The sequence below is a fragment of the Occallatibacter sp. FHG110214_02 genome (assembly GCF_059115385.1).
Genome location: NZ_JBZYWK010000004.1, coordinates 1 through 24,985 on the forward strand (window position 1 = coordinate 1; position 24,985 = coordinate 24,985).

The 24,985-nt window shown below is 55.8% G+C and carries 30 protein-coding genes; 4 read left to right on the forward strand and 26 right to left on the reverse strand.

Annotated features, from left to right (window positions below):
• The 23 genes from AC5S3R_RS05030 to AC5S3R_RS05140 all read right to left on the reverse strand — a co-directional run.
• Positions 1–769 (reverse strand): flagellin N-terminal helical domain-containing protein (locus AC5S3R_RS05030; protein ID WP_494265816.1); only part of this gene is annotated, 769 nt, incomplete at its 3' end.
• Positions 770–802: 33 nt separating this feature from the next.
• On the reverse strand, positions 803–2,224 hold the full coding sequence (flgK, locus tag AC5S3R_RS05035) for a flagellar hook-associated protein FlgK (RefSeq protein ID WP_494265818.1): 1,422 nt from the start codon (positions 2,222–2,224) through the stop codon (positions 803–805).
• Between the two features lie 42 nt (positions 2,225–2,266).
• On the reverse strand, positions 2,267–2,581 hold the full coding sequence (locus AC5S3R_RS05040; RefSeq protein ID WP_494265820.1) for a hypothetical protein: 315 nt from the start codon (positions 2,579–2,581) through the stop codon (positions 2,267–2,269).
• Positions 2,582–2,605: 24 nt separating this feature from the next.
• Positions 2,606–2,926, reverse strand: coding sequence for a flagellar biosynthesis anti-sigma factor FlgM (locus tag AC5S3R_RS05045; RefSeq protein ID WP_494265824.1), 321 nt, complete (start codon positions 2,924–2,926; stop codon positions 2,606–2,608).
• Between the two features lie 49 nt (positions 2,927–2,975).
• Positions 2,976–3,353, reverse strand: coding sequence for a hypothetical protein (locus AC5S3R_RS05050; RefSeq protein ID WP_494265826.1), 378 nt, complete (start codon positions 3,351–3,353; stop codon positions 2,976–2,978).
• Entirely contained in the window at positions 3,353–4,441 is a 1,089-nt protein-coding gene (locus AC5S3R_RS05055) for a flagellar basal body P-ring protein FlgI (protein WP_494265828.1), read from the reverse strand. Before AC5S3R_RS05055 ends, AC5S3R_RS05050 begins: the two co-directional genes overlap by 1 nt.
• 73 nt (positions 4,442–4,514) lie before the next feature.
• Positions 4,515–5,225: a flagellar basal body L-ring protein FlgH gene (locus AC5S3R_RS05060; protein ID WP_494265831.1), complete on the reverse strand. Its 711-nt coding sequence runs from the start codon at positions 5,223–5,225 to the stop codon at positions 4,515–4,517.
• A gap of 29 nt (positions 5,226–5,254) precedes the next feature.
• Positions 5,255–5,701 carry a hypothetical protein gene (locus AC5S3R_RS05065; RefSeq protein WP_494265833.1) on the reverse strand — a complete coding sequence of 149 codons (447 nt, stop codon included), beginning with the start codon at positions 5,699–5,701 and terminating at the stop codon, positions 5,255–5,257.
• Positions 5,702–5,714: 13 nt separating this feature from the next.
• Positions 5,715–6,503 carry a flagellar basal-body rod protein FlgG gene (gene flgG / locus AC5S3R_RS05070; RefSeq protein WP_494265835.1) on the reverse strand — a complete coding sequence of 263 codons (789 nt, stop codon included), beginning with the start codon at positions 6,501–6,503 and terminating at the stop codon, positions 5,715–5,717.
• A gap of 109 nt (positions 6,504–6,612) precedes the next feature.
• On the reverse strand, positions 6,613–7,350 hold the full coding sequence (locus AC5S3R_RS05075) for a flagellar hook-basal body protein (RefSeq protein ID WP_494265837.1): 738 nt from the start codon (positions 7,348–7,350) through the stop codon (positions 6,613–6,615).
• A gap of 137 nt (positions 7,351–7,487) precedes the next feature.
• Positions 7,488–7,976 (reverse strand): chemotaxis protein CheX, encoded by a 489-nt coding sequence (locus AC5S3R_RS05080; protein WP_494265839.1) that lies wholly within the window; start codon positions 7,974–7,976, stop codon positions 7,488–7,490.
• 93 nt (positions 7,977–8,069) lie between these two features.
• Positions 8,070–8,456 (reverse strand): response regulator, encoded by a 387-nt coding sequence (locus tag AC5S3R_RS05085; RefSeq protein WP_494265841.1) that lies wholly within the window; start codon positions 8,454–8,456, stop codon positions 8,070–8,072.
• An 83-nt stretch (positions 8,457–8,539) separates the two neighbouring features.
• Positions 8,540–9,481 (reverse strand): cyclic di-GMP-binding domain-containing protein, MshE-related, encoded by a 942-nt coding sequence (locus tag AC5S3R_RS05090; protein WP_494265843.1) that lies wholly within the window; start codon positions 9,479–9,481, stop codon positions 8,540–8,542.
• Entirely contained in the window at positions 9,469–10,230 is a 762-nt protein-coding gene (locus AC5S3R_RS05095; protein WP_494265846.1) for a FliM/FliN family flagellar motor switch protein, read from the reverse strand. Before AC5S3R_RS05095 ends, AC5S3R_RS05090 begins: the two co-directional genes overlap by 13 nt.
• Before the next feature lie 2 nt (positions 10,231–10,232).
• Positions 10,233–11,213: a flagellar motor switch protein FliM gene (locus tag AC5S3R_RS05100; RefSeq protein ID WP_494265850.1), complete on the reverse strand. Its 981-nt coding sequence runs from the start codon at positions 11,211–11,213 to the stop codon at positions 10,233–10,235.
• Positions 11,214–11,219: 6 nt separating this feature from the next.
• On the reverse strand, positions 11,220–12,005 hold the full coding sequence (locus AC5S3R_RS05105) for a FliA/WhiG family RNA polymerase sigma factor (RefSeq protein ID WP_494265852.1): 786 nt from the start codon (positions 12,003–12,005) through the stop codon (positions 11,220–11,222).
• A gap of 104 nt (positions 12,006–12,109) precedes the next feature.
• Positions 12,110–14,188 carry a flagellar biosynthesis protein FlhA gene (locus tag AC5S3R_RS05110; RefSeq protein ID WP_494266142.1) on the reverse strand — a complete coding sequence of 693 codons (2,079 nt, stop codon included), beginning with the start codon at positions 14,186–14,188 and terminating at the stop codon, positions 12,110–12,112.
• A gap of 35 nt (positions 14,189–14,223) precedes the next feature.
• On the reverse strand, positions 14,224–15,357 hold the full coding sequence (locus tag AC5S3R_RS05115; protein ID WP_494265854.1) for an EscU/YscU/HrcU family type III secretion system export apparatus switch protein: 1,134 nt from the start codon (positions 15,355–15,357) through the stop codon (positions 14,224–14,226).
• 2 nt (positions 15,358–15,359) lie between these two features.
• A complete protein-coding gene (locus AC5S3R_RS05120; RefSeq protein WP_494265855.1) occupies positions 15,360–16,121 on the reverse strand; it encodes a flagellar biosynthetic protein FliR in 762 nt (253 codons plus the stop codon).
• 92 nt (positions 16,122–16,213) lie between these two features.
• Positions 16,214–16,483: a flagellar biosynthetic protein FliQ gene (locus AC5S3R_RS05125; RefSeq protein WP_494265859.1), complete on the reverse strand. Its 270-nt coding sequence runs from the start codon at positions 16,481–16,483 to the stop codon at positions 16,214–16,216.
• A 13-nt stretch (positions 16,484–16,496) separates the two neighbouring features.
• Positions 16,497–17,195, reverse strand: a complete 699-nt coding sequence (gene fliP, locus AC5S3R_RS05130; protein ID WP_494265862.1) for a flagellar type III secretion system pore protein FliP — start codon at positions 17,193–17,195, stop codon at positions 16,497–16,499.
• Entirely contained in the window at positions 17,189–17,467 is a 279-nt protein-coding gene (locus tag AC5S3R_RS05135) for a flagellar biosynthetic protein FliO (protein WP_494265864.1), read from the reverse strand. Before AC5S3R_RS05135 ends, fliP begins: the two co-directional genes overlap by 7 nt.
• A 79-nt stretch (positions 17,468–17,546) precedes the next feature.
• Complete coding sequence (locus AC5S3R_RS05140; RefSeq protein ID WP_494265866.1) at positions 17,547–18,065, reverse strand: FliM/FliN family flagellar motor switch protein; 519 nt, start codon at positions 18,063–18,065, stop codon at positions 17,547–17,549.
• A gap of 151 nt (positions 18,066–18,216) precedes the next feature.
• Here AC5S3R_RS05140 and pdxS point away from each other — a divergent pair, with 151 nt between their 5' ends.
• The 4 genes from pdxS to AC5S3R_RS05160 all read left to right on the forward strand — a co-directional run bounded on the left by pdxS (position 18,217) and on the right by AC5S3R_RS05160 (position 21,273).
• Complete coding sequence (gene pdxS, locus AC5S3R_RS05145; RefSeq protein ID WP_494265868.1) at positions 18,217–19,170, forward strand: pyridoxal 5'-phosphate synthase lyase subunit PdxS; 954 nt, start codon at positions 18,217–18,219, stop codon at positions 19,168–19,170.
• A gap of 82 nt (positions 19,171–19,252) precedes the next feature.
• A complete protein-coding gene (gene pdxT / locus AC5S3R_RS05150) occupies positions 19,253–19,846 on the forward strand; it encodes a pyridoxal 5'-phosphate synthase glutaminase subunit PdxT (RefSeq protein WP_494265870.1) in 594 nt (197 codons plus the stop codon).
• Between the two features lie 57 nt (positions 19,847–19,903).
• Positions 19,904–20,923 carry a UDP-3-O-(3-hydroxymyristoyl)glucosamine N-acyltransferase gene (gene lpxD, locus AC5S3R_RS05155; protein WP_494265872.1) on the forward strand — a complete coding sequence of 340 codons (1,020 nt, stop codon included), beginning with the start codon at positions 19,904–19,906 and terminating at the stop codon, positions 20,921–20,923.
• Positions 20,920–21,273, forward strand: a complete 354-nt coding sequence (locus AC5S3R_RS05160; RefSeq protein WP_494265874.1) for a hypothetical protein — start codon at positions 20,920–20,922, stop codon at positions 21,271–21,273. Before lpxD ends, AC5S3R_RS05160 begins: the two co-directional genes overlap by 4 nt.
• Positions 21,274–21,734: 461 nt before the next feature.
• On the opposite strand, the gene AC5S3R_RS05165 is transcribed toward AC5S3R_RS05160, so the two are convergent.
• The 3 genes from AC5S3R_RS05165 to ftcD all read right to left on the reverse strand — a co-directional run bounded on the left by AC5S3R_RS05165 (position 21,735) and on the right by ftcD (position 24,891).
• Positions 21,735–22,679, reverse strand: coding sequence for a carbohydrate kinase family protein (locus tag AC5S3R_RS05165; RefSeq protein ID WP_494265876.1), 945 nt, complete (start codon positions 22,677–22,679; stop codon positions 21,735–21,737).
• A gap of 180 nt (positions 22,680–22,859) precedes the next feature.
• On the reverse strand, positions 22,860–23,804 hold the full coding sequence (locus AC5S3R_RS05170; RefSeq protein ID WP_494265878.1) for a hypothetical protein: 945 nt from the start codon (positions 23,802–23,804) through the stop codon (positions 22,860–22,862).
• A gap of 163 nt (positions 23,805–23,967) precedes the next feature.
• Positions 23,968–24,891, reverse strand: a complete 924-nt coding sequence (gene ftcD / locus AC5S3R_RS05175) for a glutamate formimidoyltransferase (protein WP_494265880.1) — start codon at positions 24,889–24,891, stop codon at positions 23,968–23,970.
• Between the last annotated feature and the right edge of the window lie 94 nt (positions 24,892–24,985).

Consider the following 24,985-nt stretch of genomic DNA (forward strand, 5'->3'; position numbering starts at 1 on the left):
GCGCCGAGGTTAACTGGATGCCCTCGCTTGCCGCGGAAGAGGAAGCCGAGCCGAGCTGGTTGATCGAGTTATCAATCGTCACTCGCTGCTGCGAAACCCAGTTCAACGCGGAATTCAGCGTTGCAGTATCGGCTGAAGCCTGAGTTTCATTCAGTGGAGTAGTCGAAGTCACGCTGGAGTAATCCGCAATCAGCGCATCCAGCGCACCAAAAACACTCACAGCGGCGTTGCCGTTGCCATTGAATATCTGTGCCCCCGGCACATTCAACTGGATCTTCTGGTTATTCGGCGTCACCAGCGAGTTCACCGTCGCATCCCCATCATAAGTCGAGGAGGAGTAAGGAGCCGTCGAAGTCAAACTGCCGCCAAAAATATACTGCCCCTGGTAGCTGGTGTTCGCCAACTGCATCACTTCTCCGCGAATTCCCTGCAGTTCGCTGGCAATCGAGTTCACCTGGCTCGCATTCAACGTGCCGTTATTCGCGCTTGTCGCCAGGGAGATTGCCTGCGTCAGCTGAGCAATCACGGACCCAAGCGCACTGTCGGCCACCTGCAACTGACCCGTAACCTGGTTTGCGGAACTCGTGAAAGAGTCATCCTGTTGAATCTGGTTCAGCAGCAGAACATTCTCACCCGCCGCCACTGGGTCCGTACCGACCGAAGTAACACGTACGCCACTCGACAGCTCCGAGGAGTATTGCTGTTCATTGGCCTGCGCATTATCAAGCGCACTCACCAGGTTGGTAGTGTAACTGGGATCAACCCGCATTGCTTTCGTCTCCCTTTGTCGTTGAATAATGCGTTAAGCGACTGCCGTCTGTTCTCCAAGGTTCAGAGCAGAGGCCATCACAGAATTCATAATCGTGAAGAACTGCCCTGCGGCCTGGTAGCTTCGCTCAAGATTGGTCAGCGATGCCGCCTCGTCATTCAGATTCACCTGCGAAAGCGAGTTGCGCTGCGTTGTAAGCTGCGTCAGCGAAGCCTGCTGCGCAGTGTTCTCCGTCTGTACCTCGGTAATCGTTGAACCAAGTGCCGTCACAAGATCGGAGTAATAGTTATTCGGCGGCAAACCATTCGGCAACGTACTAGCCTGCGAAGCGATTCCCGCCAGCAGCACAGCATTCGAGTTGTCACCGGACTTAGCCGCAGCTCCACCGGCTGCCGCAGCCACGCCATTCGGGTCCGTCATTGCCACAGACATGCCTTGCGCGCTGCCACTCACCTCCGCAGGCTCAGCAAAAATGTCTGCGCCCGCATTGCCGTTAAAATCCGTGCCCGCATTGTTCTGCGCATTTACAGAAGTAGAGATGTAGTAAGCAAGATTATCGAGCGCCGACATAACTGTCGGAATATCACTATCCCGCGCTGTCAGATAGCCGCCCAGCTCACCACCACCGCCGGCAAGCTCGCTCGTAACGTCCGTGGAGCCCGAAAAAAAGTGCGTCACTCCATTCACCTTGCCCGTAGTCAGCGGAAAACTCTGATTCTTGGCAACAAGAACCTGCCCCGAAGCCGTCGTAACGGTAATTCCGTTGGCTTCCGTGGTGATTTGGTTGATGCCAATCAACTGAGAAAGCTGGTTCAAGTCATACTGACGCTGGTCTTCCAACGTCCCTGCATCACCATTCGGCGACGTGGATTGAATCTGCTGGTTTAGTTGCGCAATCGCCGATGTAAGCGAGTTAACCTGCGTAGCGACAGAGGCCGCCTCCTGGTCAATCGCCGACTGCTGGCCGGCAAGCGCATTTGCCGTGTTGGACATATCGCCGGAAAGAATCTTGCCGTCAGACAGAACCGCCTGTCGCAGCGCATTGCTTGTAGGGTCCCCTTCGAGCGAGGAGAACGCATCGAAGAAGTTCGTGATATCCGTGCCGATATCGCCGCCCGTCGTCGCAGAGCTTGATCCCGAATTGGGCGTGAAAAGCGTCTCCAGCGTCTGCAGCGCATTCAGGCGCGCTGTAGAGGAAGAAACCATCTGCTGCTGCTGGTCAATACGGCCTTCCAGCACGCGGTCACGCACAGAGCTTGCGCCCGTCTCGGTCACGCCATCACCATAGGCCACGCCGTTAATCGTCACCGGGGAGTTCTCTTGAAACGTAGCCCGCTCTTCCGTGTATCCATCGGTGTTTGCATTCGCCACGTTGCCTGAAGCTATGCTTAGCGCTGCCTGATCCGCATCAAGCGCCCCGGAAATAATGCTGAATGCCGTGCTGATTGTACCCATCAATCCTCTCCGGTATGGCCCATAAGAGCCAGGTTGCGTTGCCTAGTACTCCAACTGCTCTTCACGCATTCCGTGAAGCCGCTTCATCACGTCCAGGTTGGCACGCGTTGACTGCAGAACACGGGTAAAGACAACAAACTCACCCGCAGCCTCCCGTGTCTGCCTTGCCAGTTCCACCTGCCCCTGCGTGCTGCTCTCCCCCTTACGCAACTCCTGATTCCAGTTGCGGTTCAGAGCCCTGCAGCACTGCGCAAGCTCTTCAAGCCGTTCCGCGTCCAACCGTGCCAGCGCCTCCGATGCCTCACGAACCAATTGCTTCAGCTCAGACTTGCCCTGCTGCTTCCCTGCTACGCTCATCCTTGGCCCCATCTCCACTAGTTCTTATCGCCCGGCCTGCTCACTCAGCATGATTCCAACCGCACTTGCCGCCACCACATTCGCAGGAATCTGGTAAGTCCCCGACGCAAGCGCGGAACGAATCGCCGACACCTTGTCATCACGCACGCCCGCATCGCTCGCGGCCTGCGCCATCTTGCCTCCTGCGAAACTTAACGTAGCCCAGTCTCCATCAAGACCGGAATCTCCAGCACTCTCACTCGAACGCGAACTCTTCCCGTAAGAAGACAAAGAAGCGGCTTCCGTAACACCAAGAATCGAGGTCAGCCCCTCTGCACCGCTCTTTAAATTGCTGCGTATCTCCACAGAACTACCTCCCTATACAGTTATCGGTGAGTCATCTCAATTACGTCAGTCACGGTAAAGAAGTAACGGAAGATTTCATTCGTGCTTTCCCATTTGCACGCGATAATTCCACTTTGGAATTCGCAGAAACAGAAACGCCTCCTTGCCTCTGCGCCAACTGCCCAAGAATCCTGTCAGCAATCCCGAAGCCGCCCTGCTCGCTCAATGCGCGCGCCAAAGCTTCCGAAGCAAACTCTCCAAGAGCCCCATTAGACCCCGCATCGTCATCCTCGCCATCATCGCCGGGGGCGGCGTTACTGGTAAGAGGCTTCATCAGCTCTTTCATCAACTGCGCCTCAAACTCGTGCGCGGCGTTGACCAGCTTGGGATTGCCGGATGCTTGTGTACTGGCTGCAAGCTGCATTGCGGAAGATATCGTAAGAGACATCAGAGCACCTCCAGGTCTGCTTCAAGAGCACCCGCTTCTTTCATTGCCTGCAGAATCGAAATCACATCTCGTGCGCCCGCGCCCGTCCGTTGCAACTCCTGCACAAGATCCTCGACGGTCGCTCCTTGCTTCAGTTCGATGCGATTGACAGGCTGATCCTGTGCCTGCACCGTTGTCTGGTTCACCACCTGTGTTGTCCCATTGCTGAATGGGCCGGGCTGCGAAACCATCGGCTCCGAAATAATATTCACCGCCAGCCCACCGTGCAGAATCGAGACAGGCTGCAAGCGCACCATGCCTCCAATCACGACAGTTCCTGTTCTTTCATTCACCACAACCTTGGCGCGCGGCGAGACACTAACCTGTACTCCTTCCACCACGTCGAGCAGCGCCGCACGGTCTTCGGAAGACTTTGGCATAATCTCAACCCGCCGGCTGTCTACTGCATGCGCACGAGTATCTCCAAGAGCCTTGTTGATAGCTCCCGCCATGCTTTCGGCAGTATGAAAGTCTGCGTCGTTCAGCACCACATTCAACGTCTTGAGCTGGCTAAGGTCAAAAGGCACCGCACGTTCGACGAGCGCCCCCGACGGAATACGTGCCGTCGTGGGATGATTCATTTGTCGCACATTGCCTGCTGCCGCAACCGCATACCCGCCCAGCACAAGCGCCCCCTGCGCCTGCGCATAAATTTGCCCATCCGGTCCATAGAGCGGCGTCATCAGCAACACGCCGCCCTCCAGGGAACGCGCATCTCCCGCAGAAGAAACGGTCGCGTCAATCTTCGCTCCAGAGCGGCTGAATGGCGGCAGCGTCGCCACGACAAAAACCGCAGCCATGTTGCGAATCTGCATATTCTGCGCAGACTGCGTGCCACCCGACTGCGGCACTGTAACGCCCATCTTCTCCAAAGCCGAGATGAGTGTCTGTGCAGGAAAGACAGTCTGCTGCGAGTCTCCCGTGCCGCGCAGCCCAACCACAAGCCCGTAGCCAACAAGCTGGTTATCGCGAATGCCCTCAATGGAAGCAATATCCTTCACGCGCGTCTGCTGTGAGTATGTGTGTTTCCATCCAGTCATTGTTGTCATGCAGAGCATCACGACAAGAATGAGTTTGTAGAGACCTTTCCAATTCCTCAAGCAATTCATCTGTTCTCCGCACCTAGAACACCAGCAGTTTTTCCAGCCATCGCGTCAGCGGATTCTGCCTGTATGTTGAGTCGTTGATGATGCCCTTGCCCGTAACCTCAAGTTCGAGATCGGTCATAGCCGTTGAAAGAACTTCGTTCTGCGCGCTTACATCCTCAGGACGTACCAGCCCGCGCAGCTTGATAAGTTGTGTCTGCTGCGAGAAGGTCAGTTCCCGCGTCGCCTGCACCACCAGCATTCCGTTCGGCAGCACATCCACCACCTCGGCGCCAAAGGTTGTTACCAAGCTGGAATTAGTCGTGCTCTGCCCCTGCGCGGTAAGTCCAGATGAAGCATTCATCCCGACAAGGTTCTGCAACGAATTGCTGGCTTTGAGAGCGCCAAAGAGAGAAGTAAGCCCAGAGTTCGCATTGGAAGCACGTGAGTTCTTCACCTGTCCATCTGTGGAGGCGGCCAGGCTTTCGGTCACGATAATTGAAACCACATCATGCAAACGATAAGCCTTGACGTCCGTTCCCAGCCTCACCAGTTGCCCTGTTGGAATCCAGATCGACCCCGGTTCCCGCACTTCCGCAGCCTGCTGCGCATGAACGCGCTGTACATAGGCCTTGAGTGCAGTCTCCGGAGGCGTATCCTTTGCTCCCTGCGGCTGCTTCTTTTTTAGAAAATTGGCCCCGGCGCTATAAGATGGTGCCGCCGCAGTCAGTAAGCAACCAAGAATCATCAGCCGGCAACAAGTTTTCCATGGAGTATTCATCGCTCTGCCTCCGTTGCCCTTCCCTTCGTCACCAGTCCGGCAACCGTTGTTGTCATTGCCGATGCCGTAACAACAGCACCGCCAATCACCATGCGCACCTGCAGGCTTTCTCCTTTTGCCGCAGATGTGAGTGCAATGGCAGCCAGTCGTGCATCTGCAACAGCCGAGTGCTCTTCGACAACAATCCTGTCTCCCGCATGAATCAACAGCTTTCTGTCGGCAGGGCTGAAATTGTTCCCATTCCCCGGTACAACAAGCACCCAACGCGCCGGTCCGCCGGGATGAACATCATCACGCATCAACGCCCACACAGCTCCCGTCGATGGATCATGAATTTCGCCCGCAACAAGCGCCGCCTGCTGCCCTGCAACTGACAGCACAGCCAACAGGCAGAATGCCGCCGCCTTCCATGATTGCTTCAAGAACTCGATACCGTTCTTCATGGCCTGCTTTCGCTTATCGCGTCATGTTGTTAACCTGCGAATACATATCATCCGCAGCCTTGATGACCTTCGAGTTCGACTCGTAGGCACGCTGCGCCAGCACCATCTGCACAAACTCTGTGACCACATCCACATTGGAGTTTTCAAGATATCCCTGCTGCAGTGTGCCTACGCCCTCCGCACCGCCCGGATTGCCAAGCACAGGATCTCCTGAGCTGAGCGTAGCCGTAAGCAAGTTGCTGCCCATGTTTTCAAGCCCACCAGGATTGGGAAAAGTTGCAAGCTGAATCTGTCCCAACTGCGAAGGATTCTGCTGCCCGGGTAGCGTCGCATTCACCACGCCATATTGCGTAACCGTTACCGCCGTTGCACTTGGAGGAATCGTGATTTGCGGTACAAGCGGATCACCGTCCGTAGTCACAATTGTTCCCTGGCTATTGAGATGAAACTGCCCGGCGCGCGTATAGGCAATCGTGCCATCAGGACGCTGTACCTGAAAGAAGCCTTGGCCCTCAATCGCCATATCGAGCGGATTATCCGTCTCGTTCAAAGAGCCCTGCGAGTTAATCACCTCTGTCGCAGCCGACTTGGTACCAAGGCCAATCTGCAGGCCAGCGGAGACAGTTGACTGGCTCTGCGCCGCGCCCGGCGTCACAAGATTCTGATACACCATATCCTGAAACTGAAGACGCATCTGGCGGAATCCCGTTGTGCCCGAGTTGGCAAGATTGTTCGCGATCGTATCCAGATTCATCTGCTGCGCGCTCATGCCGCTTGCCGCCGTGTAAAGTGCTCGAATCATTGCTCTCCCTTTCGATGGCAGTGAACCTTGAACCGCTCAGGAGTCCTTGTTACTGCCTGCTATGTTCATTTGCATTAAGGCCAGCTACGGCCCGCAACCAAAGCCCCTCTTACACCTTCGGAAGGTCTTCCGTTGCAAACTTGTTGAAATCAACATGGAAGGTAGTCAGAGCCTTTTGCATCATCTCGGCCTGTCTCTGCACAACTATCAGGTCCAGCGTTCCCTGAATCACATCCTGATTGGCAGCCTCGATAGCTCCCTGATGCACGGAAGCATCTCCTGCAAGCTGAGGCTTAACTGTCTGAGGTGCAATGTAACGGTTCGTTCCCTCCGCCTTCAGTTGCGTACCTGCAGGAAAGGAAAAGACGCCCACTGTCGCCACAACTCCTCCCGCAACAGAGACAGCGCCATTGGAACCAATCGACACCTGCCCCGGAGGAAGCGTGATGGGTTTACCGTTAACATCTAAAACCGTCTCACCACGTCCCGTTACAAGCGCACCTTTGGCTGTGCGATGAAAGCTTCCGTCACGAGTGAAGCGAACACCGTTCGCAGTTTGAATCTCAAAGAATCCCTGACCTTCGATGGCGAGATCGAGTGGGTTGCCGGTCTGGCTGATTGCCCCTTGCCCCATGTTCAACACATCGCCACCCAGCAATCCAAAATTGTTAACCGTGTGACCGAGCTGGGAATCAACGGCATCCTGCCCCAGCAAGACCGAACGGAAATACTCACGCTCTGCGCGATAGCCCGGCGTCTGCGCATTCGCCAAATTACCTGCTGCGGTATCAAGCGCCTGCGTCCTGGCTACGAGACCAGTCAACGCTGCATAGTAACCACTCCCCATGCGAGTTCTCCCCTCGCTAAGGGGATGTGCAAATAGAGAACCGAAAGACACGGAGAAAGATTAGAGAGGAATCATAATTTCAAAAAAGACTCCGGCATGTGTGAGGGCATGCCGGAGGAAAGGAATAAAGTCGAAATCTATTTCAGGCCATCGCAAATAATTGTTACGTCAAAGTATTCCGTATCCAGACGATAAAAATGCTGTACGCGAAACTCGGGAGCCTGAACGTGAATGTCATAGTCGCATCCCGTAATGACTGCGGGAACGGAAAGCCCGCAATTTCCTGCGAGGTTCGGAACACGTCCTTTCCATGTTCCCGCGAGCATATTACATATCTCTCCGTATGCATCTTTCACGGTGTCATCCAGCTCGGTAAATTCCATCCCTGTCATTCTTCCGGTAATCTGCAATGCCGTCGCCGCATCCGAATGAAAGACGCAAGCACCGCTCAGTAGCCCTCCAAAACCCACAACAGCCGTTACTGACTCTGGATGATTACCAGCCGCGCCTTTTTCTACCTGCTCACAAGAAGCTCCAAACATTGTCTGGAATACTTCCTTCACACTAATATCCAAATTTCGCGGATCGGAAATCAGATCCACCGATTCACGCAATGAAACGGCCATCGCACATTACCCTTTCCATGCACTTATTTTGTATTCATCCCGCTTGAACTGTTTACGTCCCCAGGCAACGCGCAGATTTTCATCCCTCAATATTTATGCAACGCGAATCAAAGGCAGAACCCGTTCCTTCACCTGCTCCGCCGTAAACGGCTTGCGAATATAGCCGACTGCGCCTGCCAGAATTGTCTGCTTCACGTGTTCTTCACTTGACTCGGTCGTAATCATAATGACCGGCACGCCCGGAGCCAGGTTTTGTGCTTTCAGTTGGCGCAAAAACTCCAACCCATCCATCACCGGCATATTGATATCGGAAAGAATGATGTCTACCTTCGATTTTTTAAGCACGTCAAGCGCTTCACTGCCGCTCGACGCCTCATGCACAACCAGGGAATCATCGAGCCCTGCCTGCCGAAGAGCCCGCTCCACAATCTTCCTCATTACAGAAGAATCATCCACAATCAAGGTGCTAATCTCACTCATGCCTTTCCAGTCCCCTTCTCTATTTCCCCTATCGGCCTATCTCGTGAGTACTTGAACATGCTTTTGTTTAGACCGAAAATGGCCTATCTGCCAATCGTGCAGATCACATCCTGAATATCGCCGGTTTTCAAAGCTTCGGTTTCCTTGGACTGATGAAGCATGCGCAACCAGAGGAACTCATGAACGCGGACGAGACGGGACTCTGCTGGCTTTGCCTTTTCAATGGCTCTTGTCAAAACCCGCGTCAAGGTCTCTTCATTCACAGCTTCAACGAGTTCCACCGCGGGATACTGTACGCGCAACGCTCGTTCATGGTATCGACTGAACTGAGAATCCGTCACGACCCCACATTCCGTGCGGATGCCAGTCATACGCTCGACAGAGCGAGCCAGGACTGGATCTAAAGTATCTTCAAACCCAAGATAAAGAACCTTACCAGCCGCCAGCCTAAACGGCACCACGCCAAAAGCGTCCACGAATAGACGTGGCATGAACAATGCAAGCGGCGCGGTTGAGCGAAGCGACTGCGATCTGAGAACCGGGCAACTCCATTGCAGCGCTAATGCTCGTGCCACCAGTTCTTCGCTAATACCATACTGCTTTACCAGCCATTTCCCTAAGTGGCCATCACCGTGCTTGCGTTGCATCTCAAGTGCGCCACGTAATTGCTCCCCCGTAATCCATCCCTGCTCCAGCATCAGCAAACCAAGCGGTAACCTGTGCCGATGCGCAGGCCGCGCATCCGTGCGACCTTTGTTCTCGCGCAAAACAGCGAGGCGGACGAGGTCTGCCATACAACCTTCAGAACAGGTCCATCCCTCTTCAAAAACAGGAACCGTCCGATTACGCCACACTTGCATCCAGCCGGTGCGGCAAGCAGGGTTGGTGCAGGTCTCAAGCCAGCGATTACGTTTCGGCTCAGGTTTAACACTCCTTGCTTCGGGAGCTTCCCGTGCCAGTGCCTGCCTCAAAACCGTCGCAATCATATCCGCGTTAGGAGCATTTCGCTTACTTAAAACAGGCATCGGATTGTCTCCAGACGCAGCCGAGGCTCCGCCACTTCGGTTACTCGCAGTCCGAAATTCCCATTCACCAGCACCACATCTCCACGAGCCACAATTTTGTCTGCAACAATCAAATCCACTGGATCATTCACATGGCGGTCCAGTTGCACCACATCCCCAGGGCCAAGCTCCAGCAACTCTCCCAGAGGAATCTCGCGGCTGCCAAAACGAAGAGTCACCTCAAGCTCTACATCCATCAGTAGCTCAACTCTTGTGCGACTGGGTCCAGAAGCTGCTGCCGTGTCTGTCTTTTTTGTTACTGGTTGAGATTTCTCCTTAGCTGTCGCTTCTACTTGCTTTGGTGCACTTACTTCATTCCGTACCAGAATCGTCCAGGAGCCATTCGCAGTCTTCAGTTGGAAAGCCTGGGAGATCTTATTTTCCGCAGTAATTTCATCTACTTTCTCAACGATCAGCTTCAGCCCTGTCTTGGCCAGCATCTCGCCGGCTGCCGATTCAGCAACCTCGCGCAGCAGTTCACTCCACGCAGCCTTCTGATCCACCCCTTCGCCCATCAGGGATGTATCTAACAGGCCTGCATCGAGCACTACCGCAAAGCGTCCTTCTTGCTCACCGCGGATCGTAACAGCAAAACCAAATGAGCCAGCAGTCAGGGGTTTGGGCAGGGACTCCAGAAATTCAGGTTCGCCCGCCAATGCCTGTGGCAACAATGCCGCGGCAGCTTTCTTCCAGCAATCCAGATACGTCATTGTCATCCGAGTTCTACCTCCATTCGGCTATCGATGCGCGCCGCACGCTGTGTGTCCTTACGAATCGCCTCTGCCCGCGCCAACACCTGCCCGCCTACCCGCCATTCTGGTAACGTGCTGGCCGGAATATTCAGTGGTATGAGTGTTCCCGGCTCCATGGTTTCTATCCGGTGGAGCGGCACCCGCACAGAAGGAAGTTGCAATGAAGCGCCAAAATGAATCTTCTGCGCAGTGGACTCCATGCGAGCCCGCACTTCAGGGGCATGACGGCGTGAACGGCCCCAGTCCGAAGTCAACCTCCGCAAGACCGTATTAGCTACGACCGCGGGGAAGGCCAGATTAAGCAGACCTGAGTTATGAGGCATGCGAATTTCAAAGCTCAGGCAGAGAATCTTTTCCGTCACCGGCATAATGCGCGCCGCCTGAGTTTGCATTTGCCGCCGCTCAAAATTAAAGCTCAACCCCACAGGCTGCCAGGCCATGCTCAGTTCGCGGCAGATAATCTCCACCACACTCGCGAGAATCGATTCTTCGATGTCTGTCAATTCACGCAACAGTCCTTCTTTCCCTTCACCACCGAGTAACAGGTCCACTATCGGGGGAACCAGTGACATTTCCATCTGCAACACGGAAAGAACCCCTAAAGGCTCCAGGCGCACCGCAGCCATGTAGTTAATTTCCGGCACGCGAAGCAGGAAGTCATTGAAAGGAATCTGTTCGGCTGACACAAGATTGACGTGGAACTTAGTGCGAAGCCACGCTGCAAGATTATGCGTAAGATTGCGAGCAAAGAGATCATTCAGCATACTGATTGCACGCAACTGATCCCCGGAGATTTGCCCAGCAGTTGCAAAGCTATATGGAACCACCTTGGCTTTTATCTCCGACTGAGTCACGGTACTTGAATCGTCCGCAGACTGAGCCTGCGTGCGCGCAGCCTCAAAGAGTGCATCGATCTCATCCTGCTTGAGCATCTTTTCCATCGTCCGCTACTCCTTTCTGTTATTCTTTTTCGCTCGCGTAAAAACGCCCTTCGAAGCCAGATCCTTGAGCGCTGCACGGAGCCTCGTTACTGCCGAGGCATGCACTTGAGAGATGCGCGACTCAACCACCCCGAGAGCTAATCCGATTTCACGCATCGTCATCTCTTCGTAGTAGTAAAGAGTCATCACGAGGCGCTCCCTGTCAGGCAACTTGGCAATCGCTTCTGCCAGGCGCTCCTCCAGCTCTCCGCGTAGACAATGAAAGAGAGGATCGTCTTCAGGCTTTCCTGGTACATACGCCAGTTCCTCGTCTCCTGAGTCTTCATTGCGTTCCACATGTAACGTGCCAATCTCCAGGCCTTTCAGATCCCCAAGCAACTGCTGGTAATCCTCCAGCGAGAGCACCATCTCGTCAGCCACTTCGCTCTCAGAAGGCGGTCGCCCTAACCGCGCCGTCAACACTCGAATTGCTTCTTCTACAGCACGGCCCTTGCGTCTCAGCTCGCGTGGACTCCAGTCAAGCGTCCGCAAGCTATCCAGAATGGCGCCTCGAATACGAAACTGCGCATAGCTTCGGAACTGAACCTTCTTTTCCGGATCGAACTTCGCAAAGGCATCCATTAGTCCCACAACACCAGCGGAGATCAAGTCTTCAATATCCACGTGCTGCGGAAGTCGCTCATGGATGCGCCGTGCCAGAAATCTGACAATTGGCAAATGCTCCAGCAATACGCGTTCCTGCTCCGGTGTTATCCCTGCGCCTCCCGAGTCGGCCACAGGATACTTGCCCACAGATACTTCGTGTGCTTGCCCCTTGCGGTCCTCTGTCGCTCCCGCTGTCTCGAGCATTTCCCTCCCTCGCATTCCTGTTCCCGCTGACATGTTTGTTTTTATGCTTACCGCACAGTTCCAACCGGTCTTAGCCGCACTTCCGGAGGAATCTCAGCCGCGGCCACGACCGGAAGCCGTGGAAAAAGTGGCGCAAGCCATCTGCGAACGTAATAACGTGCCGGACTCGGACATAGAAGCACTGGAGGGGCCGAAGGTGAGGATGCTGCAATGAGCGATTTCACAGAATCCGCCAATCGCCTCACCAAGGGGGTTCCCGCTGAAACCATCACTGGCATCCTGCCGTGCATCTCAGGAGATAAGGCTGCAAGGATCTCATCCTCGATTGCTCCATCCAGCAGGAGAACAGGTAGTTGTCCATCAGAGTCGAGCAGTGGTTGAACCAGGCGTCTGCCCATCTTTTGCCGTGCTGCTTCTACAAGGGCTTCCGTGCTCTTATTTACCGGAGCCATCTCTATCAACGCTTCAAGTATGGATCCAAGATCACGAATCGAGACACGCTCCCGCAAAAGCTGTTCGAGCACGCGCCCCACTTCGCCAAGTGTAAGAAGCTTTGGAACCAGCTCTTCCATCAACCGCGGATGAGAATCGTTGAGCGAATCCATCAACCGTTTGATTTCGGCGCGGCTTAACAACTCCCACGCGTGCTGACGAATCAGTTCGCCCAGATGCGTTGTGATAACGGTGGTTGCATTGACCACCGAATATCCGGAGGCGATTGCCTGTTCTTCCAGTTGTGGAGCAATCCATATTGCCGGCACTCCAAAGGCGGGCTCTTTGGCCTCTCTTCCAGGGAGCGGTCTGCGGTGTGGGTCGCCGGAGACCGCCAGCAACTGTGTCCCTTCTGTCTGCCAGCGGCCAATCTCAAGGCCACGCAGGGAAAACACATATTCTCGCGGCTTGAGCCTCAGGTTGTCTGAGATGTGCACCGGAGGAATCAGAAAACCCAACTCCGTTGACAGGTGCTTGCGTAGTAAGCGTATGCGATGCAGCAGTTGTCCACCCTGCTTTTCATCTACGAAAGGAATCAACTGAAAACCAATTTCAAGCGTAAGATCTTCAAGCTTGAGCAGAGACACCAGGTCCTGTGACTGTGCCTGGCTCCCCGTCTTTTTGGCCGCTACTCCCTGTTCCGCCACTGGAGCCGCAGATCTCGTCGCAATTGTCCGCCCAATCACCAGCATTCCCAGCGAGACCAGAAGAAAGGCAATCTTGGGAAGTCCGGGAATCAGGCACAGAGCCGCCGTAACAATGCTGGCAAGATAAAGTGTCGATGGCTTTGCCAAAAGCTGTTCACGAATCTCGCCGCCCAACATGCCGGCAGAATTAGCCCGGGTCAGAACAATACCGCCTGCCACCGAAACCAGCAAAGACGGAATCATCGTCACCAACCCATCGCCCACGGTGAGAATCGTATAAGTCTTGACAGCATCCGTAAGGCTGACACCTTGCTGCAATGTGCCGATCAAGAGGCCTGCGATGATATTGATGGCTGTAATCAGAATGGTGGCCAGCGAATCACGTTGATTAAATCGCGCTGCGCCATCCATAGCGCCATAAAATTCAGCCTCGCGCGCAACGGCCTGCCGGCGACGGCGGGCTTCCGCCTCATCAATCAAACCGGCATTCATGTCAGCGTCAATCGCCATCTGCTTGCCAGGAAGTGCGTCGAGTGTAAAACGCGCCGTGACTTCCGCCGTGCGAACCGCGCCATGCGAGACAACCAGGAACTGGATTGCAATTAATGCAAGGAAGAGAACGAAGCCGACAACGTAATTACCGCCGACAACAAACTGACCGAAGGCCTGAATAACATTTCCAGCCGCAGCCGTCCCTTCTGAGCCATGCAACAGGATTCGCCTGCTCGACGCAATGTTAAGCGAAAGCCGAAAGAGAGTAAGCAGGAGGAGAAGTGTTGGAAAGACGCTCAGCTCAACAGCGCGACGAATCTGTACAGCCGAAAGAAAAACGATCATCGACGCAGCCATAGAGAGCGCCAGCAGCATATCAAGAACAAAAGCCGGCAGCGGAACAAGCATGACAAAGATCACGCTGATAGCCGCCATAGGGAGCAGGTAGTCTTTGAACCGGCCCAGAAATGCAGTTATATTGCTTCCCATTGGCATGGCATTCTGTTGCGGCTGGGCAAGTGCAGTCGTGCTCACTGGGCACCTCCTGAAATGGAACGGTTTGTTGTACGAGCATCCTGTGCGGCACGTGCCTGCCGTTCCGCACGCTCTCGCAGTTCGGCTTCTACTCGTTGGCGATACAGATAAGCAAGAATGGTGGCCACCGCCGCATACAGGTCCACGGGAATGGCCTGGCCGACTTCCACCGAGCGGTAGAGCGAACGGGCCAGGGGCGGATTTTCAATTACCGGAACCCCTGCCCAGCGCGCCTCTGCTTTAATCTCCTCGGCAAGCAGGTTTCTTCCTTTGGCCAGCACCTTTGGCGCATCCATCGCTCCAAAATCAAACCCAAGGGCCACGGCGTAGTGAGTTGGATTGGTCAACACCACTGCTGCTTTGGCTACATCTTCCTTCACCTTTTTGCGGCGCATCTGCCGCTGTAGACTGCGAATGCGGCTACGCACCTGGGGCGAGCCTTCCGCCTCCTTATGCTCCTCACGCAACTCCTGCTTACTCATACGCAGGCGCTGCTCGCGGCTCTGCCACTCCACGGCATAGTCAACCGCCGCCCATCCGAAGAGAAGCCAGGCCGCCATCAACAACAATCCATACACATCCTGTCCCACCATCTCGATGCGGCCCGTCGAAAATGGTGGAACCTGCGCCTCGTGCATCATGCGCTGCATGGCAAAGACAGTTAAAAGCGCAGCAGGGATAAGAGATTTGCCTAGCCGTGCGGCAGCGCGCATGGAAAAAAGCCCCTTGGCATTGGAAACCGGATTCAGCCTCTCCGGCTTGAAGCTCAACGCATTCGGATGCACTTGCACGCCGCCCGTTTGCAACATGGCAACGCCCAACGCGGCAATTGCTACGGCAGCCATGAGCATTCCAACCGGATTCAGCACTTCGAGAGACAGCGCGCGAATGGATTTCATAGTCGGCTGGATTTCTGCCTGCTCCCAGTGCGGCGCGCTGCCCAGGGAAAGAAATGCGGCAAAAATACCTTTCCATGCCTCCATCGAACGCATGCCCATTACGCCAAGCATCATCGCGCCAGCCAGTGTTCCTGCCGCCGCAGTCAGCTCGCGACTGTGCAGGATATCGCCCTGCTCACGCGCTTTTTCTCTGCGTCGTTGTGTTGCCTGTTCTGTACGATCACCGGCCATCTCTATCCTCTCCCGCCATGTGCTGTCACGGACCCTGCAAGGAGGGACTGCGCATAATCGAGTAATCCGACAAAGTGCATCTCAATAAATCTTGGCCAAACAGCAAGTGAGCCGATAAGTACGACAAAACCCACAAGCGTCTTCACGGGAACCGTCAGGGAGGTGACCGGCAACTGTGGACTCAACTTACCCAGGAGCGCGATCGCAACCTCCACCAGCATTGTTGCGGCCATCACAGGTGCAGCCAGTTCAACAGCTGCCAGAAAGATGCCGCTTGCTGTTCGCACTAATCCTTGCGCGCTCGCCTGCGAGAGCACGAAGCCGCCGAGTGGTACAGCATGAAAGCTACGAATCATGGAAGAAAGGAGAATTTGATCCAGCCCCGAAGTAATCACTACGAATGTGCCCAAGACCTGGAAGAGATCGCCAAGCAGCGGCGTCTGAATGGGCGAGGTGGGATCAATCAGATTCACGAGCGAGAAGCTTAGCTGTGCGCCCATAATCTGCCCTGCGAAAACCAGCATTTCGTTGAGCAATGCCAGCGTGAGTCCATACAAAATCCCCACGCCAACTTCACCCAGTAACCCCTCATAACTGATTTCGATGTGCGCGTTCGGCAGGGCTGCAACCAAAGGAGCCAACAGATAAGAGACCGCAAGAACAAATACTGCCTTGGTACGTACTGGGAGCGCATTCGACGAGAAGAATGGAGCAAATGCAACCATGCCGCTCACCCGTACACCGGCAAGTGTCAACGCGCTCAAGAAATGGCCCCAATCTGTCAAAAGATAGCTCCTGACTTTTCGCTCAATGCTCTGGCAGTACACCTGTGTCATCTATCGAACGGAACGCTGCTTTATCCCACGTAACGATGAAAATCGACCATCAATGTCTTCGTGTATGTCACAAGCCGCTCAAGAAACCACGGCATGCCTACAAGAAGAATCAGTGTCACAGCAAACAAACGCGGAACAGATGTTAGCGACTGATCTTGCAAACTGGTCAGCGTCTGAACCAGGCTAAGAAGAAAGCTCAGCAGAGCCGCTGCAATCAGCAGGGGAGCCGCCAAAATCATTGCCTCCCGCAGCAGATGCCGCATCAATTCCGCAACCATGTCGGGTGTCATCTCTCGTTCTCCTCTAAAAACTCTTCAGCAACGAGCCAGCAAGCAGGTTCCACCCGTCCACCATGACGAAGAGCAGAATCTTGAGCGGCGTTGAGACCACAACAGGCGGCAACTGGAACATGCCGATCGAAGTGGTAATTGCGGCTGTCACCATGTCAATCAAAAGGAACGGCAGAAAGAGAACTGCGCCAATCGCAAACCCTGCTTTAAGCTCCGAGAGAATGTACGCCGGAATCACCACGCGCATTGGAAGGTCCTCCGGTTTGTTGGGCCGGCCTACCTGTCCTGCTGCTGTGAAGAGCGCAAGATCTTTCTCTCGCGCATAGTGCAGCATGAAATGCTTTATCGGCTGTGCTCCCCGGTCAATAGCATCAAGGCCTGTTATCTGCCCTTGTCGATAAGGCTCCACGGCCTGCTGATCGACCTGCATGAGCACCGGCGTCATAAGGAACCAGGTCATCATCAACCCCAGCCCCAGCAACGTGGGATTGGAAGGCGCAGTCTGTGTTCCCAATGCCTGGCGCAGAAAATGAAAGACCACAAGCAGCCGCACCATCGGCGTCATGGCCATCAGGATGGCGGGCAGCAGCGTAATCAGCGTCAGAACAAAAACAATGGTCCACGGCGCGGAGTCTGAAGGATGCAGCTTCGCGTTGAGGTCAGGAATGAGCGGAGCAGCCTGTGCGACGCCCGCAGCGAGAAGCGCTACCATGAGGCCCTCACTCTTCCATTCCACGGTTTCGCGATCCGGCTTCCTGCCAATGGATAAAACGAGGACGCTCCATCCGCGGAACTGGCGATCAAAAACCGCTTGCCCTCAACCTCTACCAGTGACAACGTCTGTTTGGGTGCAAGACTGATACGCTCCACGAGAGCAAGGCGCGGTTCTGCTCTTCTTGCGCCTCGCAACTTTCCGAGCAGCCAATGAGCCAGACCTGCAGGCTCTGCGCCGCTCCCTGCTTTCCTCACACGATGCAAATTCACACTCTGCTCCGTTTTTCTCCTGCTCTTATATGGCAGGGATTGTCAGACGGGTCAGGACAGCCAGTTTCGAACGGGCTGTTTACGTCAAACGCGTCAGCCGTACCGCCAACTGCGTATCCACAACTTCAAACTCACTCCATGCCAACTGCACATCCGCGCTTGATACCGGCACATCCTCACCGGGCTCCCACTGGGACTCGACGACGGCCCCGGTAGCCAGCGCTACGAGGTTGCGTACGCGGAAATCACGAATCGGAATGCCAACGTCAAGCTGCACGGGAAGCCTTGCCTCTACTCCCTGACGCTCAATCAGTCCCTGATCGATCAGCGCATCGACAGCCTCGGAGGATGCAACCAGCGCATTCTCTTCTTCCATAGCTGCCGAAGTTTCGCTGCCTGATTCTGAACTGCCCTCACCCGCGAGAACATCCTGGGCGCGCCCGGTGGGCTCTTCCGGTCCCATGACCGAGCGCACGCCCGCGCTCAATGCCGCAATATCTGGGGAAACTGCCTGCGAACTCTGTGGGAGTGCCGATGTCACAGCAACCGGAGTCGCCGGGGCGGGATTGACGGGATTCGTATTGGTTGGAGTAGCCACGCCTGAGAGATTTGCAAGAGGGTGACCAGTTGCGAGACAGAAAGATTAGAAAGGACTCATAAATGCGGGACCCGCTTCGCTGTTACACTGGTAATTGCATCCCTGTTGCCGCTTTCCTGTCGTGCAAGGGTTCGAGCTGAGGTTCAAAAACATGTCTGAAAAGAACGGAAATAAGGCTTTTACTTCGACCAGTCTCCGCCTGAAGGTTGGCTTGGCGGAAATGCTGAAGGGTGGCGTCATTATGGACGTCATGAACGTGGAGCAGGCGCGCATTGCGGAAGAGGCAGGCGCAACTTCGGTCATGGCGCTCGAACGCGTGCCCGCAATGATTCGTGCCGAGGGCGGCGTAGCCCGCATGGCGAATCCCAAGCTCATCAAGGAAATCATCGGCGCCGTCTCCATCCCCGTGATGGCGAAGGCCCGCATCGGCCACTTCGCCGAAGCGCAGGTGCTGCAGGAGCTGGGTGTGGACTTCATCGACGAGAGCGAAGTTCTGACGCCCGCCGACGAGACCCACCACATCGACAAGCATGCCTTCAAGACTCCCTTTGTCTGCGGCGCGCGCAATCTCGGCGAAGCTCTTCGCCGCATCGCCGAAGGTGCCGCGATGATTCGCACCAAGGGCGAAGCCGGTACAGGCGACGTGGTGCACGCGGTTCAGCACATGCGCCAGATCGTGAAGGAGATGAAGGCCCTCACCGTTCTCAGCGAGCAGGAACTGTACCACGCGGCCAAGGAGCACCAGGCTCCCTACGAACTGATTCGCATGGTGGCGCAGACGGGCAAGCTTCCCGTGCCGAACTTCTCAGCGGGCGGCATTGCCACCCCCGCGGATGCGGCTCTGATGATGCAGTTGGGCGCGGAGGCCATCTTCGTTGGTTCGGGCATCTTTATGAAGGAGCGCGCCACGCCGCTCGACGTAGAGAACGACCCGAAGGAGCGCGCAGAAGCTGTCTCCCGCGCCAAGGCGATTGTAGTAGCGACAACGCACTACAACGATGCGAAGGTTGTAGCCGAAGTCAGCGAGCAGGTTACCGGCACCATGAAGGGACTCGCTGCAGCAGCGCTTGAGGAAGCTCAGCTTCTCCAGACCCGCGGCTGGTAAGACTGGCCAGTTCGATTGCAGTTCCGGGGACGCATTGCGTCCCCGGTTTGTTTTTGTGCATTCTTAAGGTACGAGGTCCAAATTGACAGACGAAACAAAGAGGCCGCGCATTGGCGTGCTGGCCATCCAGGGAGACTATGCCGCACACGCATCTGCACTGGCCGAAGCCGGTGCAGATGCGGTTGAGATCCGGAAGCCGGAGGAGCTTGCAAATCTTGATGGATTGATTCTGCCGGGAGGCGAATCGACTACGATGCTTAAGTTTCTGGAGCGCGGCGGATTCCTGAAAGCGTTGCGGGAATTCGGTTTGGCCAAGCCTATTTTTGGAACTTGCGCAGGTTCCATTCTGCTTGCGAAAGAGGTTCGTCATCCGGCGCAAACCAGTCTCGGACTCCTCGATGCGGCGGTGGAGCGCAACGCTTACGGTCGGCAAATCGACTCTTCCATTCTGACGGCTCCCACTAAACTCGGCGAAGAGCCTCTGGAGATGGTCTTCATTCGCGCCCCGCGAATTGCGGAGGTAGGAGATGGCGTAGAGGTGCTGGCCGAGCGCGACGGCTTCCCTGTTCTTGTCAAGCAGGGCAAGATCATGGCGGCAACCTTTCATCCGGAGCTTTCCGAAGACCGGCGCGTGCATCAGCTATTTGTTGATACCGTAATTAGCAAACAAGATTAGCAAGGCTCGTGCGCCGCAAGGCGCCATTGCCTGGACGGCTAGTCCGAATCGAGTGCGATGAAGCTTGGTGAATTAGCAGAACGGCTTGGCGCGGAGTTGCATGGCGACCCGCAGGTTGAGGTTACAGGCGTAAAAGGCATCGAGGAGGCAGGAGCTTCCGAAGTGACTTTCGTCGCGAACCCCAAGTATGCAGGATTGGCAAAGACCACAAAGGCCGCGGCGGTGCTGGTTGAGCCGGAGTTTCCGGAAATCGATACGCCCACGCTGCGGTTAAAAAATCCTTACCATGCGTTTTCGCGAGCATTGGGGTTCTTTTATCAGCCCCCGGCGTATCCTGCCGGGATTCACCCAACAGCCGCGATTGATGCCACGGCGGAGATTGGCCCGGATTCACACGTCGGCGCTTACGTAGTGGTTGGCCCCGGAGTGAGGGTCGGCCCGAACGCCACAATCCTGCCGCACGTAGTGCTCTATCCCGGCGTTCAGGTGGGGAGCCACTTCTTTGCGCATGCGCACGCGGTTGTCCGCGAGGGATGCGTTCTCGGCGACCACGTGACGCTGGAAAATGGCGCAATCATCGGTGCAGACGGCTTCGGGTTCTCGAAAAACGAACTCGGCCAATGGGAAAAGATTCCGCAGTCCGGGCCGGTACGGATTGGCGACCGGGTAGACGTACAGGCAAACGCCTGTATTGACCGCGCCACCGTAGGCATTACCGAGATTGGCGCCGGAACGAAAGTAGACAACCTCGTGCAGGTCGGGCATGGGTCGAAAGTTGGAGAAGACACCCTGCTCTGCGCCCAGGCCGGCCTGGCAGGTTCTTCCGTCGTAGGCTCTAAAGCGATCCTTGCCGGACAAACAGGCGTTGCCGGCCATTGCACCATTGGCGACGGCGCAATCCTGACGGCGCAATCCGGCGTTTCGCATGACGTGGCCCCGGGAAAGATGATTTCCGGATCGCCGGCATTTGATAACCGCGTCTGGCTACGGGCGGTAACGGTCTTCCAGAAGCTGCCGGAGCTTTGGCGGCGGATTGAGCGGCTGGAGAAGAAGATTGGAGCCGGAGAGAAGGCGTGAAAACATCCATAAAGTCTTTGTTAGCTATCAGTTCCATGCTGTTCTTCGCGTGGTTTGCAGGGTGCAGGTCGCATCCGTTTGAAGTTTCAGTAGTTAACCAGACCAGAGCCGCAGTACGGCTGCTGGAGGTGGACTATCCCGATGCTAGTTTTGGGGCAGACTCCGTGGATGCCGGGCAAACGGTGCGGTCCGGGATTCATCTGACTGGAACAGGAGCGGTAAAAGTCCAGTACACAGCTCCGGACAAACACCAGCCATCCATAACCGGGCCAACACTCCGGGAAAATCAGGAGGGCTCGCTTCGGATAGTGCTGCTGCCGGGAGATAAGGCAGATTTTCAGATTCAATAGCCCAAACTGCCGACAAGCAAAGCCGTCAGGCCGCCTCTGTGGAAAACCTTTGTCAAGCCCCCAACAGGTACAGGGACGCCTTAAGATATTGAAAATAAAAGAGAAAAATCTTTCGCGATCTTTGCGCTCAATTATCTGGAATTTGCTAGACTTGAACCAGTAGAGAAAAACGGCCCGATTCCGCATGGAGTCGGGCCTTTCTGTTTTTTCACTGATTCGCTAACTCAAAAGAAAGGAGAACCCAATGCCGTCAATAGCAGGCACAATCCCTTGTACCCTAAACCCCATACCCTATCCCCTGCCTTTGCACAGTTCCGGAATAAAGATTCTGCACAGTCCCTGTGCAATCCCGCCGCAACTCACACAAAACAAACGAACTGGAAAAGCACCCCGCTGTGCGCATACACACGGCATTGCACAAACGCACAGTCCAAAAACCGGCCAGGCAGTACCGCTTCCCCTCAGGACGACACTTCCGTAGGCTGCAGCGGATAGCGCTCCCCAGTTTGCATCTGGGCCTCAATAGCCTCAACCGCATGGATACCGCCACGAGCGCCAGTGTGCATGCAGTTAATGGCAGCAGCAGCGCATGCAAAGTCGAGCTGGCGGTGGAGAGGCCAGTTGTTCAACAGCCCAAAGATGAATCCGGCGTGGAAGATGTCGCCAGCGCCAGTCGTGTCTACTACCGGGACCTTGTAAGCGGCACGATGATGGTACTCGTTCCCGTCCCAGGCAAGCACACCGTCAGGGCCAAGCGTGGCCGCAGTAACCTTGCAGCGGAAACGCTGATGAAGCTCCGCAAGAGACTTGTTAAGGTCGTCGTGGCCGGTAATCTGCGTGGGAAAGTTCCTGCTGACAACAAGGTAATCGACAAGCGGCAGAAGCTCGTAAATGCCCTCGTATTCTTCGTCAAGGTCGGCAACTACAGGAACTCCAGCTTCATGGGCCCAGCGAGCGGCCTGAATAGCTGCCTCGGTATCGAAACCGTCTACATGAAGAATACGAGCATTGGTAACCCATTCACGCTGCAACTCAGCGGACTTCAGGCGGAGCCGCGGGTCGCGCTGGCAGAGAACAGTGCGCTCGCCCGTCGAATCAACAAGGATGAGGGAGCGCGGGCTGGAACCTTCTTTGGCATAGACGAGCTGCGCTTCTACACCGAGGCGCTGGAACTCGCGCTCGTGAAGACGGCCAGCATCGTCGCGGCCCAACTTGCCAACGTAGCGCGTCGTGAGGCCCCAGCTTTGGCAGGCCACAACGGTAGAGGCGACCTGGCCGCCAGCCATTACGGTGGCGCGCTCGTACTCGAGCTTTTGGCCGTTGACGGGAAATTGCTTGAGAGGGATGAGGGTGTCGGTGGCGTTGAGTCCTACTCCGACAAGATCTACTTGCTGCACTGCGGGCATTAACTCATTGTAAAAGGCAGGGACTACGGAATAGGGACAAGGGACTAGGAAAAACAACAGTAAAAGCAAAGACCGAGTAGCTGGCAGGAGTGATGCCCCACCCACATTTGTGGATGGGGTGAAATGAAAAAGCCCCGCTTTGACGCGGGGCTTTTGTTTGCTGTCTTCTACTCCCTGTCTTTATCGCACCATGCTTTGGAAGAGGGGCGATTTCAGGAGACTGGCGAAGTCATTGTCGGACGCTGCGAAGTGTACCAGCAGCTTGCCGGCACTGGAGCTTACATCCGTGTCCGCAAGTGCAGCTTTTTCGGCATCTGCGCCTGTAACCTTTTTGTAGACCACGGCAGCGTTGAGAAGTGACGAGATGGTTGCCGCAGCGAAGCTGTCGCCGGTGACGATGGTGAGATCAAACCGGACGCCGTGGGTAAAGTCCATGCCGTACCAGGAAACCTGCAGGCGCTTGCGAACGGATTCGTAGTCAGCAACGGAACCTGCTTCGCCGAGAACCTGCTTCATCATGTTCTGGGTGCCGAGGGCGTCGAGGATGCTCCAGAGTGCAGCGGAGTCAGTGGACTGCATGGCGCTCATGAGCGTCGGATTGGAGAGCAGGCTGGGCTGGTTGCCGTCGCGGGTATCGAGCGAGGCTTTGACCGCATCGGTGCCGCCGAAGATCATGGTGGACTGATCGACAAAGCAGAGGACCATGCCGGTTTTGCCCATAGGGTAGATCTTGTTAGTTCCCTGAAGTCGGGGCTTGACGCCCTTCTTCTTAAAGCCGCTAAGGATGGAATCGGTGTCGAACTGGCCCTGGGCGATGCCGAGGGTGACCATCTCGTCGCCTGCACCGGCGGGACGGAAGATGGCAAAAGCGAGCTGATCGACGTCGTGATTGTCGTTAAGGCCAGAGCGGCGGAGAGCGTCGTCGAACTGCTTGAGATCGGGCGGCATGACGCGATCACGAAGCTGCATGGCCGTATCGGAGTTCTGCATGGCGCGGTAGTCGATGACGACGAGCTGGCGGACTTCGCGGGGAATGGCGGCGCGGGCGTCGGAAGAAAGCTGGGCAGCGTGGGCCGTGACGCCAAGGGCGAAGAGCAAGGGAATGAGTTTCAGGGTGTTACGCAAAATCGGTCTTCCTTCTGTTGGGCGGGAATGCCGCTCCCTTTATTTTATCGTTCCTTTTGATTGGACGCATTAGTGGGAGAAAACGCTTGGGAAAACAGGATATCGGGTGTGGGGTATCGGGTACAGAAAAACAACGACTGGAGAGGCTGCAGGAGTACCTGGGCTATTTTTTGGGCCAGATCAGGGGGTTCTTGAGGCGGCTTTCGAGGATTTTGGCTTCGGGGTCGAAGGCTTTTAGCTGACTCATCCAGTCGGAGTCCTGCTCGCAGGCAGCTTGGGGGACAAGGCCTATGATTTCGCCTTCGATGGGAGCGGTGCGGTGCTTGGCGGCCAGCGCCGCTACGCGCTTGTAGACGCGTGAGAGCGGGGTTACCTCAAAGTCGGTGATGTTCATGGTTAGCTGGGCGCGGCCGTGGGCCTGCACGCCGAGAGCTTTCACGCCTTTGAGGCCGCCGCTGGAGGCCCGTATATCTTTGGCGATGGTGCGGGCAATAGCTACGTCGGCGGTGTCGAGGTAGATGTTCCATGCGACGAGGAATTTGCGCGCGCCTACGGCGGATGCTCCGGCTGTGGGGTGGAGGCCGGGGCCGCCGAGGTCGGGGCGGCGGTGGGCGTCTTTGCGAACGATATCGCGAAGACCTTCAAACTGGCCTTTGCGAACGTCTTCAAGGTTGGAGCGGTCGGGACGCGAGGCGGCGGCTTCGTAGAAGTAGACGGGCACGCCGAAGCGACGCCAGATTTCCATGCCAGCCTGGCGGGCGAGGAGGGCGCACTGCTCCAGCTTGATGCCGGAAATGGGAACGAATGGGATTACATCTGCTGCGCCGATGCGGGGATGGACGCCTTGCTGCACTGTCAGGTCAATTAACTCAGCGGCCTTCCCTGCTCCGCGGATGGCGGACTCTACGACCGCCTGCGGCGGGCCGGCGATGGTAACGACGGAGCGGTTGTGGTCAGCATCCATGGACCAATCTAGCAGATGCACGTCATCGACGCGCATGGCGGCAACGATGGCCTCGACCTTGCGCACGTCCGAACCTTCTGAGAAGTTGGGAACGGCTTCGATGATGGGATTCGCTGTGCTCATTCCAAGGGAGTAGGGATTAGGGAAATAGGAAGTAGAAAGCCAAACGGCTTTGTGGAATAGCAAGTTGTTTGCTATTCCCTACTCCCTGTTCCCT